Genomic DNA, 12,700 nt, shown 5'->3' with positions numbered 1-12,700 from the left:
CCGCTCTCGTGATGACCGCGGCGCAGCCAGCCGCCGCGCCCACCGCCGACTTCCGCAGCCGCCTGCCTGAAGACGAGGTGATCTACTTCCTCCTCCCGGACCGGTTCGACAATGGCGACCCGAGGAACGATCGCGGCGGGCTCAAGGGCGGGGCCTTGCAGACCGGGTTCGATCCCACCCACAAGGGCTTCTACCACGGCGGCGACCTCAAGGGGCTCGTTCGCCGGCTCGACTATCTGCAGGGCATGGGCGTCACCGCCATCTGGTTCGCGCCGATATTCAAGAACAAGCCGGTGCAAGGACCCAAGGGCGGGGAGAGCGCCGGCTATCACGGCTATTGGGTAACCGACTTCACCCGTGTCGATCCGCATTTCGGCGAGAATGGCGACTTCAAGGCCTTCGTCGATGCGGCGCATGCGCGGGGCATGAAGGTCTACATGGACATCATCACCAATCACACGGCGGACGTCATCAAGTTCGCCGAGTGCGAGGCGATGAACGCCTGCCCGTATCGCTCGATTGCCGACTATCCCTATCAGCGTCGCGGCGGGCTAAACGGTGCGCCGATCAACCCGGGCTTCATGGGCGAGACGGTGCGGACGGCGGAGAATTTCGCCCGACTGACCGACCCCAATTACGCCTACACGCTGAACACCGACTCCAGAGAGAAGAACGTCAAGGTCCCGGCCTGGCTCAACGATCCCCTGCTCTACCACAATCGCGGGGATACGGTGTTCCGGGGCGAGTCCAACGCGATGGGCGATTTTGTGGGCCTCGACGATCTGATGACCGAGCATCCGAAGGTCGTCGCCGGCATGATCGACGTCTACGGCAGCTGGATCGACCGGTTCGGGATCGACGGCTTCCGCATCGACACGGCGCGGCACGTGAACCCGGAATTCTGGCAGCAGTTCGTGCCGGCGATGCTTGCCCGGGCCAAGGCGCGCGGCATTCCGAACTTCCACATCTTCGGCGAGGTCGCGAACGACGATTTCTCGCCCGGTTTCCTCGCCAAGCATACGGTCGAGGACAAGCTTCCGACGGTGCTCGACTTCGCCTTCAAGCAGGCGGCGCTGCGCAGCCTGGCGAGCGGACAGCCGACCGAGATCTGGCGCGAATTCCTGAACCAGGACGTGCTCTATGCCGGCGGCAAGGCGACCGCGAAGCAGCTGCCGACCTTCCTCGGCAACCACGACCAGGGCCGCTTCGCTTATTATGTGCGCGAGGGGAACAAGGCGGCGAGCCCGGACGAACTGCTGGCGCGCGTGAAGCTCGGCCATGTGCTGATGTTCACCTGGCGCGGCGTTCCGACGGTCTACTACGGCGACGAGCAGGGCTTCGTCGGCGACGGCGGCGACCAGGATTCGCGCGAGACCCTCTTCCCATCCAGGACCGCCGTCTATCTCGACAACGACCTGCTCGGCACCGAGCGGACCAATGCGCAGGAGAATTTCGACACCGCGCACCCGCTGTATCGGCTGATCGGGGAGCTTTCCCGGATCCGCACGAACAGCGTGGCGCTGCGCCGCGGCGACAGCCGTCTGCTCGCCGCCGAGGATGCGCCCGGCCTGCTCGCCTTCAGCCGCTCCACCCCGAACGAGGAAGTGATCATCGCCGTCAACACCTCGGCCCAGCCGATCACCCGCAACATCGCCATCGCCGCCGACATCAGCGGCCTTGCCTCGATGTCGGGCGCCTGCCCCGCCGCCCCGGTCGCCCCGGGAACTGTCCGCGTCACCTTGCCTGCGTTCGGTCATGTCATCTGCCGCGCCGCACGCTGAGGCGCTGACCCCCGCCGTCGCGTCGCGTGCCGAGCCCTGGTGGCGCGGCGCGACCATCTACCAGATCTATCCGCGCAGCTTCTGCGACAGCGATGGGGACGGGGTGGGCGACCTCAAGGGCATTGCCGCACGGCTCGACCATGTGGCGAGGCTCGGCACCGACGCGGTGTGGATCTCGCCCTTCTTCACCTCGCCGATGCGCGACTTCGGCTATGACGTCGCCGATTATCGCTCGGTCGACCCCATCTTCGGCACCAACGAGGATTTCGACGCGGTAGTGGCGCGCGCCCACCAGCTCGGCCTCAAGGTCCTGATCGACCTCGTCTTCGCCCACACCAGCGACCAGCATCCCTGGTTCCAGGAAAGCCGCGCCGGCCGGACCGGCGACAAGGCCGACTGGTACGTCTGGGCCGACCCCAAGCCCGACGGCTCGCCGCCCAACAACTGGCAGTCCGTGTTCGGCGGTCCGAGCTGGACCTGGGACGCGCGGCGCGAACAATATTTCATGCACAATTTCCTGAAGGAGCAGCCGCAGCTCAACGGGCATCATCCGGCGGTGCAGGAAGCGCTGCTCGACATTGTGCGCTTCTGGTTGGAACGGGGTGTTGACGGCTTCCGCTTCGATGCCATCAACTTCATGATGCACGATCCGGCGCTGACCGATAATCCGCCGGTGGAGCGGCCCAGGCAGCGGACCCGGCCGTTCGACTTCCAGCACCATTATCACAACCAGTCGCAGCCGGAGATCCTGCCCTTTCTCGAGAAATTGCGGGCGCTGTGCGACAGCCATAATGCGGCGTTCGCACTGGCCGAGGTGGGCGGCGAGCAGGCGCAGCGGGAAATGGGCGACTATACGGCGCCAGGCCGGCTCCACAGCGCCTACGGCTTCGACTTCCTCTATGCCGACCGACTGACCCCGGCGCTGGTCGCCGACAGTGCCCGGCACTGGCCTGACCGGCCCGACATGGGCTGGCCAAGCTGGGCGTTCGAGAACCATGACGCACCGCGCGCCGTGTCGCGCTGGGTGGCGCCCGAGCATGTCGCGCAGTTCGCGCGCACCAAGATGCTGCTGCTCGGGGCGCTGCGCGGGTCGATCATCCTCTACCAGGGCGAGGAGCTTGGCCTGACCCAGGTCGAGGTGCCGTTCGAGCTGCTGCAGGATCCCGAGGCGATCGCCAACTGGCCGCAGACGCTGAGCCGCGACGGCGTGCGCACGCCGATGCCGTGGGCATCGGGCGAGCCCGGGCACGGCTTTACCAGCGGCCGCCCGTGGCTTCCGTTCGGCGGCGACCATGCGGCGATGAGCGTCGACCGCCAGGAGGCCGATCCCGATTCGCTGCTGCATTTCACCCGCCGAGTCCTCAGGCTCCGCAACGAGCATCCGGAACTGCGCCTGGGGGCCCTGGAGATCGTCGAGGCGAGCGAGCAGCTGCTGGTGTTCGACCGCGTCCGCAACGGAACCCGGCTGCGTTGCAAGTTCAACCTGTCGCCGACCCACCAGGGCTGCCAGCTGAGCGACCCGCTTTTTTCCACCGGCGAGGTAGGGCCGCAGTCGCTCGGTCCCTATGCTGCCGTGATCGAGGTACTCTGATCCGATGCGCTTCCTTCTTGCCGTCACCGCCCTGTTCCTTGCCGCGCCCGCGCTGGCCCAGGCCCCCGTCGCCACCGCGGCATCTCCTTCCGGCACGCTGCAGCTATCGGTGACGATCAACGGCGAAGGCCGGATCGGCTATGCGGTGGCGCGCGGGTCGACGCCGGTGATCGGCGAAAGCCATCTCGGCTTCCTGTTCACCGACGGGCCGCAGATGCTCCGCAACATGGAGCTGAAGGGGCAGGAGAAGGGCAGCCGCGACTCGACGTGGGAGCAGCCGTGGGGCGAATGGCGCACGGTGCGCGACCGCCACAATGAGCTGGCACTGACCTTTCAGGAGCGCGACAAGCTGAAGCGCACCCTGCGCGTTCGCTTCCGGTTGTTCGATAATGCGGTCGCCTTCCGCTACGAATTGCCGGAGCAGCCGAACCTCAGGACAGCCAATATCGTCGAGGAGCTGACCCAGTTCCGCGTGCTCGGGTCCGGCCGCGCCTGGTGGGCACCGGCGTTCGAGAGCAACCGCGAGGAATATCTCTACAACGATACGCCGATCACCGGCGTCGGCACCGCCCAGACGCCCTTCACCATGCGGCGCGACGACGGACTGCACGTCGCCATCCACGAGGCGGCGCTGGTCGACTATTCGGGCATGAACGTCGCCCACGTCGAGGGCGGGCTCATGAAGGCGGTGCTGACGCCCTCGTCGAGCGGCCCCAAGGTGGTCCGCGACACGCCGTTCGAGACGCCGTGGCGGGTGGTGCTGATCACCCCGGACGCGCCCTCGCTCTACCATGCCAACACGGTGTTCCTGAACCTGAACGAGCCCAACAAGCTCGGCGACGTCAGCTGGGTGCGCCCGCAGAAATATGTCGGCATCTGGTGGGGCATGCACCTCGACACGCAGAGCTGGGCATCGGGACCGAAGCATGGCGCGACCACGGCCTATGCGAAGCGGATGATCGACTTTGCCGCCAGGCACGGCTTCCGCGGCTTGCTGGTCGAGGGCTGGAACAAGGGCTGGGACGGCGACTGGTTCGCAACCGGCGACACCTTCAGCTTCACCGAGCCCTATCCCGACTACGACCTCCGCGGCATCGCCGCCTACGGCAAGCGCAAGGGCGTGCACCTGATCGGGCACCATGAGACGAGCGCCAACATCGCCCATTACGAGCGGCAGCTCGGGCCCGCGCTCGACCTTGCCCGCGCCGTCGACATGGAGGCGATCAAGACCGGTTATGTGTCCGACGCCGGCGGCGTGCAGGCGCTTGATGCCAACGGCCGGAAGATCTTCGAATGGCACGAGGGCCAGGTCATGAGCCGCCATCACCTCAAGGTGGTGGAGGAGGCGGCAAAGCGGCGCATCGCCATCAATGCGCACGAGCCGATCAAGGACACCGGGCTGCGCCGAACCTACCCCAACTGGGTCAGCCGCGAGGGCCAGCGCGGCATGGAATATAACGCCTGGGCAGTGCCGAAGAACCCGCCCAGCTATGACACCGCACTGGTGTTCACCCGAATGCTCGGCGGGCCGATGGACTTCACCCCGGGCATCCTCAGCCTGAAGGGCCGCGGCGACACGCCGATCCCCTCGACGCTGGCGCGGCAGCTGGCGTATTACGTGACCATCTATTCGCCGATCCAGATGGCGGCTGACCTGCCGGAGAATTACGAAGCGAACATGGCCGCCTTCCAGTTCATCAAGGACGTGGCGGTCGACTGGGACGAGACGCGCATGCTGGACGGCGCGGTCGGCGACCATGCGGTGTTCGCGCGGCGGGAGCGTGGCGCATCGACCTGGTTCATGGGCGGGATCACCGACGAGGAAGCCCGCAATGTCGACCTCCCCCTCTCCTTCCTCGAGCCCGGGCGGCGCTATCGCGCGGAGATCTATCGTGACGGTGAGGGTGCGGACTTCCGCACCAACCCGCGGGCGATCGCGATCGAGAAGCGGACGGTGACCGCGGGCGACCGCATGGCGTTGCGCATGGCGCCGGGCGGCGGCTTCGCGGTGCGCTTCGTGAGGCTCGGAAGGTAATGCGCTGGCTGCTCGCGATTGCGGCGTTGCTGTTCGCCCTCGCCGCACCCGCGTCGGCACAGGGCCGCTTCGTCGAGTTCGACCAGCCGGCCGACATCGGCCAGGTGCATGTCACGGTGTGGCTGCCGCCCGGATATGATCGTGACACGAAGCGACGCTATCCGGTGCTGTACATGCACGACGGGCAGAACGTCTTCTTTCCCAAGCGCTCCAACTTCAACAAGGTGTGGGCGGCGGACAAGGCGGCGCTGAAGCTGATCGAAAGCCGCAAGGTGGCGCCGTTCATGATCGTCGCGGTCGATCATCCGGGCGCCACGCGCTACCTGCGCTACTTCCCGACGCGGGTGGTCAGTGGGGCCTTCCGCCAGGGCATCGAAGGCTTCGCCAAGGGCAAGCTTGCCGGCGACGACTATCTGACCTTCCTCGCGGGCACGCTGAAGCCGGAGATCGACAAGCGTTACCGCACCCGCAGCCAGCCCCGCTACACGGCGGTTGCAGGATCGAGCATGGGCGGGCTGATCAGCCTCTACGCGCTGACCGAGCGCGCCGACGTGTTCGGCAAGGCGGCGGCCGTGTCGACCCACAGCCCGCTGATCGATCCCGGCCTGCTCGGCCAGCAGCCGGCGATGGCGGAAGGGGTGAAGAGCGACTGGCGCCGCTACCTGTCCACCCGTCTCGGCGCGCCGCAGGGGCGCAGGCTGTGGATGGACCATGGCACCGAGACGCTCGACGCCAATTACGCGCCCTATCAGGCGGTGCTGGACGAAGGCGTCGCGGCGGCCGGCTGGACGCGCGGCACCGACTTCGAGAGCCGCGTCTACAAGGGCACGGCCCACGAGGAGAATGCGTGGGCGGCGCGGCTTCCGGAGGTGCTCGGCTGGCTGCTGGCGGACTGGAAGAAGTGAGCCTGAAGGCGCCGCCGCAATCGGTGATCATCCTCGGCGGCGGAACGGCCGGATGGATGGCGGCCAATATCCTGCAGAAGCGCTGGGGCGGGTCCGGCACGGTCGTGACGCTGATCGAGAGCAAGGACATCGGGATCATCGGCGTCGGCGAGGGATCGACCCCGCAGTTGAAGGCCTTCTTCGACGAGCTCGGGATCGCCGAGGACGAGTGGATGCCGCGCTGCAACGCCACCTACAAGGCGGGCATCGAGTTCGTCGGCTGGTCCGACCGGCCGGGCCATGAGCGCTACTTCCATCCGTTCGCGACCTCGGTCGACCCGTTCACCGAGCAGACCTTCTTCCAGGCCGCCACGCTGCGTCGGAAGGGCGCGGACGTGCCGGCGCATCCGGATCCCTTCTTCCTTGCAACCCGGATCGCGCGCGAAGGCCGGGCACCGCTGGCGCCGGCCAACTTCCCGTTCGAGGTCGGCTATGGCTATCACTTCGACGCCTATCTGGTCGGGGCGACCCTGCGCGAATTCGCGGTGGCGCGCGGCGTCAAGCACGAGACGGCGACCATCGCCAACGTGACCATGACCGAAGCCGGCGACATCGGCGCGCTGGTGGCGGACGACGGTCGCAGCTTCTCGGCCGAGCTCTACCTGGATGCGAGCGGCTTTCGGGCAAGCCTGATCGAAGGGGCGCTGAAGGAGCCGCACCGGGGCTTCGGCGACAATCTCTTCAACGACCGCGCGGTGGTGGCGCCCACCCCCCTGCCCGCTTCGGGCGCGCAGGCGATGACCAGGGCGACGGCCGCCAGTGCCGGCTGGATCTGGCACATTCCGCTGACCAACCGGGCGGGCAACGGTTACGTCTATTCAAGCCGCTACATCGATCCTGACGACGCCGCGGCCGAGCTTCGCCGCCATTGCGGCCTCGATGAGGATGCGGAGGTCCGCCACCTGGCGATGCGTTGCGGACGGGTCGAGCGCAGCTGGGTCCGCAACTGCCTGGCGATCGGCCTTGCGCAAGGGTTTCTGGAGCCGCTGGAGGCGACCGCGCTGCACATCGTGCTGGCGACCGTCCAGGGGTTCACCGACGCTTATGAACGGGACGACCGCGACGGCTTCAACCGCAGCATCGCCCGGCGCTACGAAGGCATCCGCGACTATATCGTCTGCCATTACCGGACCGCGCTCCGCCGCGACACGCCCTACTGGCGCGATGCCGCCGCCCACGACCGCCTGAGCGACAGCCTCAAGGGCATCATGACCGCCTGGTTCACCGGGGCCGATATCGAAGAAGAGGTGCATCGGCAGGAGATCGCTGCTTATTACGCACCCATGTCCTGGAACGTCATGCTCGCCGGCTACGGCAACTTCCCACCGCGCCTGTCACCCGTGGCGCATGGTCCGGTCGATCTGGCTGCGGTCGAGCGCTTCGTCGGCGGCTGCGCGCTGAACTTCCCCTCGCATGGCGAGGCGCTGTCGCGTCTTGCCGCCGCCAAGGCCGCCTGATGACCGACACTCACGAGAAGATCGTTCGCGCCACCACCCTGATCCTGTTCGGCGCCACCGGCGACCTGGCGGCGCGCATGCTGCTGCCGTCGCTCTACGCGCTCGCCCACGACCGGCTTCTGCCCGAAGCTTTGAAGATTGTCGCGACGGCCCGCTCCGCCCATGACGACGGCAGCTTCCGCGCCCATGCCCGCGAGGCGCTCGAGGCCCATGTGCCCGACTCCTTCTTCGAAGCGGACGCCGCCGACCGCTTCCTCGAGCGGGTCAGCTACGTGACCCTCGATGCGACGGATGCGGCAGGATACCGGCGGCTCGCCGAGGCGGTGGGCACCGACGGCGAGATCGCCATCTTCCTGTCGACCGCCCCGTCGCTGTTCAAGCCGACGATCGACAATCTGGAGGCGGTGGGCCTCGCCGGCCCCCACGTTCGGCTGGCGCTGGAAAAGCCGCTCGGCACCGACCTCGCGTCGAGCAGCGAGATCAACGACGCGGTTGCCTCCGCCTTTCCCGAAGAGCGGACGTTCCGGATCGACCATTACCTCGGCAAGGAGACGGTCCAGAACCTCCTCGCGCTGCGCTTCGCCAACCTGCTGTTCGAGCCGGTGTGGAGCGGAAGCCACATCGACCATGTCCAGATCACCGTGTCGGAGACGATCGGGCTCGAAGGCCGCGGCGATTATTACGACGGCGCGGGCGCGCTGCGCGACATGGTGCAGAACCACATGCTGCAGCTGCTCGCGCTGGTCGCGATGGAGCCGCCGTCGCACTTCGATGCGACCGCCGTGCGCGACGAGAAAGTGAAGGTGCTCCGCTCGTTGCGGCCGATGCGGGCCGAGGACAGCGTCATCGGGCAATATGAGGCAGGAGCGGTCGGGAGCAAGCCGGTCGGACGCTATTCGGACGATCTCGGGCGGGAGAGCACGACCGAGACGTTCGTCGCTCTGAAGGCGCATGTCGACAACTGGCGCTGGGCGGGCGTGCCATTCTACCTGCGGACGGGCAAGAGGCTGCCGGAGCGGCGGACCGAGATCGCCATCCAGTTCAAGTCGGTGCCGCATTCCATGTTCGCCAGTCGCGGCGCGACGTCGGCGCCGAACCGGCTGGTGATTGCCATCCAGCCCGCAGAGAATATCAGCCTCGAACTGATGGCCAAGCAGCCGGGGCTCGACCGCGGCGGGATCCGCCTGCGCAATGTCGAGCTCGACATCGACCAGGCCGACGCCTTTGCCGACGTCCGCCGCCGCATCGCCTACGAGCGGCTGCTGCTTGACCTCGTCGAGGGCGACCCCACCTTGTTCGTGCGCCGCGACGAGGTGGAGGCCCAGTGGCAGTGGATCGACGGGATCCGCGCCGCCTGGAGCCAGGCCAATCTCAAGCCTCGCCCCTATGCTTCCGGCACCTGGGGTCCTTCCGCGGCCATCGCGCTGATCGAGCGCGACGGGAGAAGCTGGAATGACTAGGCTGGACCCTCGGATCGAACGGGTCACCTCGCGCATCATCGAACGGTCTCGGCCGACCCGGCGGCGCTATCTCGACCTGATGGACGCGCAGGCCGAGAAGGGCATATCCCGCCCGCGGATGAGCTGTGGCAACTTCGCCCATGGCTTTGCCGCGGCGGAGGGAGACAAGGACCGCATCCGCACCATCGCGGGGCCGAACATCGGCATCGTTACCGCCTACAACGACATGCTCTCCGCGCATCAGCCTTATGCCCGTTTCCCCGAGCAGATGAAGATCTTCGCCCGCGAGGTCGGCGCGACGGCACAGGTGGCGGGCGGAGTGCCGGCCATGTGTGACGGCGTCACCCAGGGGCAGGACGGGATGGACCTGTCGCTGTTCAGCCGCGACGTGATCGCGATGAGCACGGCGGTGGCGCTCAGCCACGGCATGTTCGAGGGCGCTGCCCTGCTCGGCATCTGCGACAAGATCGTGCCTGGCCTGCTGATCGGCGCGCTTCGCTTCGGGCACCTGCCGATGCTGCTGGTGCCGGGCGGGCCGATGCCGTCGGGTCTGCCGAACAAGGAGAAGCAGCGGATCCGCCAGCTTTATGCCGAAGGCAAGGTCGGGCGTGACGAGCTGCTCGCGTCGGAAAGCGCCAGCTATCACAGCCCCGGCACCTGCACCTTCTACGGGACGGCCAATTCCAACCAGATGATGATGGAGCTGATGGGGCTTCACGTGCCGAACAGCGCCTTCGTCCAGCCGGGGACCGGCTTGCGCCAGGCGCTGACCCGCGCGGCGGTGCACCGGCTGGCCGAGCTGGCAACGACAAAGCAGCGGCGGCTGGCCGACTGTGTCGACGAGCGGGCAATCGTCAATGCGCTGATCGGGCTGCTGGCGACCGGGGGATCGACCAATCATGCCATCCACCTTCCGGCGATCGCGCGGGCGGCCGGGATCCTTGTCGACTGGCAAGATTTCGACGAGCTGTCCGCGGCGGTGCCGCTGCTGGCGCGGGTCTATCCGAACGGGTCGGGCGACGTGAACGATTTCCATTATGCGGGCGGAATCGCGTGGATCGCGCGCGAACTGGGGGGAGCCGGACTGCTGCACACCGACATTCTCAGCGCCGGCGCCGATGATTTCGCGGCCTGGACCGCGCATCCGGAGATGGACGGCGACCAGCTCGTCTGGCGCGAGGTGACCGAAAGCCGCAACGACACGATGCTGCGCCCGGTCAGCGCGCCCTTCCTGCCCGATGGCGGCATGCGGCTGGTGAAGGGCAATCTTGGCCGAGCGACCTTCAAGACCAGCGCGGTCGACCCCGACCGCTGGACGATCGAGGCGCCCGCCCGCCTCTTCTCCGACCAGGGCGAGGTGCTGGAGGCCTTCAAGCAGGGCGAACTCGACCGCGACGTCGTGGTCGTCGTCCGCTTCCAGGGACCGCGCGCCAACGGCATGCCCGAACTGCACAAGCTGACCCCGGCGCTGGGCGTGCTGCAGGATCGCGGCCACCGCGTCGCGCTGGTCACCGACGGGCGCATGTCGGGCGCGAGCGGCAAGGTGCCGGCGGCCATCCACGTCTCGCCCGAGGCGCTCGGGAACGGGCCGCTCAGCCGGCTTCGCGACGGTGACCTGGTGCGCCTGTCGGCGGAAGACGGAATGCTCGAGGCCGTCGGCGTCGATCTCGATGCGCGCGAGCCGGCCGAGGCGCCGCCGCCGCCGGTCGGCACCGGCCGCGAGCTGTTCGCGCTGATGCGCGGGACCGCCGACGATGCCGAGCGCGGCGCGTCCGCCATGCTCCATGCGATGGAAGCCGAACAATCCCTCACCGACGCCCGGGTCGAACCGTGACCCGCCGCATCGTCGCCGCCGACGTCGGCGGAACCCACGCCCGCTTCGCCCTCGCCACCATCGACGGCCCCCGCGTCGTCGAGCTTGGCGAACCGGTCACGCTCAAGACCGCCGACCATGGCAGTTTCCAGCTTGCCTGGGAGGAGTTCGGGCGCCGCGCCGCCGAGCCGCTGCCCCCTGCCCTGGCGATCAGTTTCGCGGGACCGGTCGGGGGCGAATTGCTCAAGCTGACCAACAATCCGTGGGTGATCCGGCCGGCGCTCATCCCCGAAAAGCTCGGCGCGAGCGACTATGTGGTGGTGAACGACTTCGGCGCGGTCGCCCATGCGGTCGCCGCGTTCGACGGCAGTGCCTACACTCACCTGTGCGGGCCAGACGTCCCGTTGCCGGACCGCGGGATCGTCACCATCCTCGGCCCCGGCACCGGGCTCGGCGTCGCCAGCCTGTTGCTGTCGGCGTCCGGGCCGGAGGTGATCGAGACCGAGGGCGGTCACGTCGACTTCGCGCCGCTCGATTCGCTCGAGGACCGCATCCTCGTCGAACTGCGCAGGAGCTTCCGCCGCGTATCGGTGGAGCGCCTGCTGTCCGGTCGCGGCCTGATGAACATCTACGAGGCGCTGGCCAGCATCGAGGGACTGCCCGCGACCTTCCATGACGAAAAGGCGCTGTGGAGCGCGGCGATGGAAGGGAGCGACAGCCTGGCGGCGGCGGCGCTCGACCGCTTCTGCCTGTCGCTTGGCGCCGTCGCGGGCGATCTCGCGCTGGCGCAGGGCGCGGCGGCGGTGGCGATCGGCGGCGGGCTCGGCTTCCGGCTGAAGGACCACCTTCCCCGCTCGGGCTTCCGCGACCGCTTCATCGCCAAGGGCCGCTTCGAGCGGCGGATGGACGCGCTGCCGGTCAAGCTCATCACCCACCCGCAGCCCGGCCTGTTCGGGGCCGCCGCCGCCTTCGCGAGGAAGTTCGCATGACCGTTGACGAGGTGATGAAGGCGGCGCCGGTCATTCCCGTGCTGGTGCTGGACGGCGAGCATGATCCGGTGGCGCTGGCCGAGACCCTGGTCGAGGCCGGGCTGCCGGTGCTCGAGCTCACCCTGCGCACGCCCCAGGCGCTGGACTCGATCCGGGCCATGGCCGGCGTGCCGGGCGCGATCGTCGGCGCCGGGACGGTGCTCAATGAGCGGCAGCTGGGCGAGGCCGAGGAAGCGGGCGCGCGATTCATCGTCGCTCCGGGCCTGACCGAGCCGCTGACCAGGGCGGCGCAGGCGAGCGGGATCGCCTATCTGCCGGGCATCGCCACGGCGGGCGACATCATGCGCGGGCTGGACCTGGGGCTGGACCGATTCAAGTTCTTTCCGGCCGAGGCTTCGGGCGGACTGCCGGCCGTCCGCTCGCTGGCGGCGCCGTTCGGATCGGTGCGCTTCTGCCCGACCGGCGGGATCACCGAGGCGAGCGCGCGCGAGTGGCTGGCAGAGCCGGCGGTCACCTGCATCGGCGGGAGCTGGATGGTGAAGAAGGGCATGAGCCTTGCCGCCATCGGCGAGGCCGCGCGCCGCGCCTCCGCCCTTCGCCCGGCCTGACCAGCCACTTCTCTTCGCCGGG

The 12,700-nt window shown here is 68.2% G+C and carries 9 protein-coding genes; all 9 read left to right on the top strand.

Annotated features, from left to right (window positions below):
• Positions 1-11: 11 nt before the first annotated feature.
• The 9 genes from JOY29_RS12395 to eda are packed head-to-tail and all read left to right on the top strand — an operon-like array spanning position 12 to position 12,678.
• On the top strand, positions 12-1,781 hold the full coding sequence (locus JOY29_RS12395; protein WP_300975540.1) for an alpha-amylase family glycosyl hydrolase: 1,770 nt from the start codon (positions 12-14) through the stop codon (positions 1,779-1,781).
• The gene (locus JOY29_RS12390) at positions 1,756-3,372 is read left to right on the top strand and encodes an alpha-glucosidase (RefSeq protein ID WP_300973844.1); all 1,617 of its coding nucleotides are present in this window, start codon (positions 1,756-1,758) and stop codon (positions 3,370-3,372) included. The genes JOY29_RS12395 and JOY29_RS12390 overlap by 26 nt, the downstream gene beginning before the upstream one ends.
• 4 nt (positions 3,373-3,376) lie before the next feature.
• Positions 3,377-5,407, top strand: a complete 2,031-nt coding sequence (locus JOY29_RS12385; RefSeq protein WP_300973843.1) for a glycoside hydrolase family 97 protein — start codon at positions 3,377-3,379, stop codon at positions 5,405-5,407.
• A complete protein-coding gene (locus tag JOY29_RS12380) occupies positions 5,407-6,312 on the top strand; it encodes an alpha/beta hydrolase-fold protein (RefSeq protein ID WP_300973842.1) in 906 nt (301 codons plus the stop codon). Before JOY29_RS12385 ends, JOY29_RS12380 begins: the two co-directional genes overlap by 1 nt.
• On the top strand, positions 6,309-7,808 hold the full coding sequence (locus JOY29_RS12375; protein WP_300973841.1) for a tryptophan halogenase family protein: 1,500 nt from the start codon (positions 6,309-6,311) through the stop codon (positions 7,806-7,808). The genes JOY29_RS12380 and JOY29_RS12375 overlap by 4 nt, the downstream gene beginning before the upstream one ends.
• Positions 7,808-9,268 (top strand): glucose-6-phosphate dehydrogenase, encoded by a 1,461-nt coding sequence (gene zwf, locus JOY29_RS12370; protein ID WP_300973840.1) that lies wholly within the window; start codon positions 7,808-7,810, stop codon positions 9,266-9,268. The genes JOY29_RS12375 and zwf overlap by 1 nt, the downstream gene beginning before the upstream one ends.
• The gene (gene edd / locus JOY29_RS12365) at positions 9,261-11,102 is read left to right on the top strand and encodes a phosphogluconate dehydratase (RefSeq protein ID WP_300973839.1); all 1,842 of its coding nucleotides are present in this window, start codon (positions 9,261-9,263) and stop codon (positions 11,100-11,102) included. Before zwf ends, edd begins: the two co-directional genes overlap by 8 nt.
• On the top strand, positions 11,099-12,070 hold the full coding sequence (locus tag JOY29_RS12360) for a glucokinase (RefSeq protein WP_300973838.1): 972 nt from the start codon (positions 11,099-11,101) through the stop codon (positions 12,068-12,070). The genes edd and JOY29_RS12360 overlap by 4 nt, the downstream gene beginning before the upstream one ends.
• A complete protein-coding gene (eda, locus tag JOY29_RS12355) occupies positions 12,067-12,678 on the top strand; it encodes a bifunctional 4-hydroxy-2-oxoglutarate aldolase/2-dehydro-3-deoxy-phosphogluconate aldolase (protein ID WP_300973837.1) in 612 nt (203 codons plus the stop codon). The genes JOY29_RS12360 and eda overlap by 4 nt, the downstream gene beginning before the upstream one ends.
• Positions 12,679-12,700: the final 22 nt, after the last annotated feature.

It is taken from the genome of Sphingomonas sp. LHG3406-1 (assembly GCF_029637485.1).
GTDB lineage: Bacteria > Pseudomonadota > Alphaproteobacteria > Sphingomonadales > Sphingomonadaceae > Sphingomicrobium.
This window is presented reverse-complemented; position numbering and strand designations above follow the sequence as displayed.

Coding starts and splice junctions, on each gene's coding strand:
- JOY29_RS12390 (WP_300973844.1), top strand. CDS start 1,756: ATGTCATCTGCCGCGCCGCACGCTGAGGCGCTGACCCCCGCCGTCGCG.
- JOY29_RS12395 (WP_300975540.1), top strand. CDS start 12: ATGACCGCGGCGCAGCCAGCCGCCGCGCCCACCGCCGACTTCCGCAGC.
- eda (WP_300973837.1), top strand. CDS start 12,067: ATGACCGTTGACGAGGTGATGAAGGCGGCGCCGGTCATTCCCGTGCTG.
- JOY29_RS12385 (WP_300973843.1), top strand. CDS start 3,377: ATGCGCTTCCTTCTTGCCGTCACCGCCCTGTTCCTTGCCGCGCCCGCG.
- JOY29_RS12380 (WP_300973842.1), top strand. CDS start 5,407: ATGCGCTGGCTGCTCGCGATTGCGGCGTTGCTGTTCGCCCTCGCCGCA.
- edd (WP_300973839.1), top strand. CDS start 9,261: ATGACTAGGCTGGACCCTCGGATCGAACGGGTCACCTCGCGCATCATC.
- zwf (WP_300973840.1), top strand. CDS start 7,808: ATGACCGACACTCACGAGAAGATCGTTCGCGCCACCACCCTGATCCTG.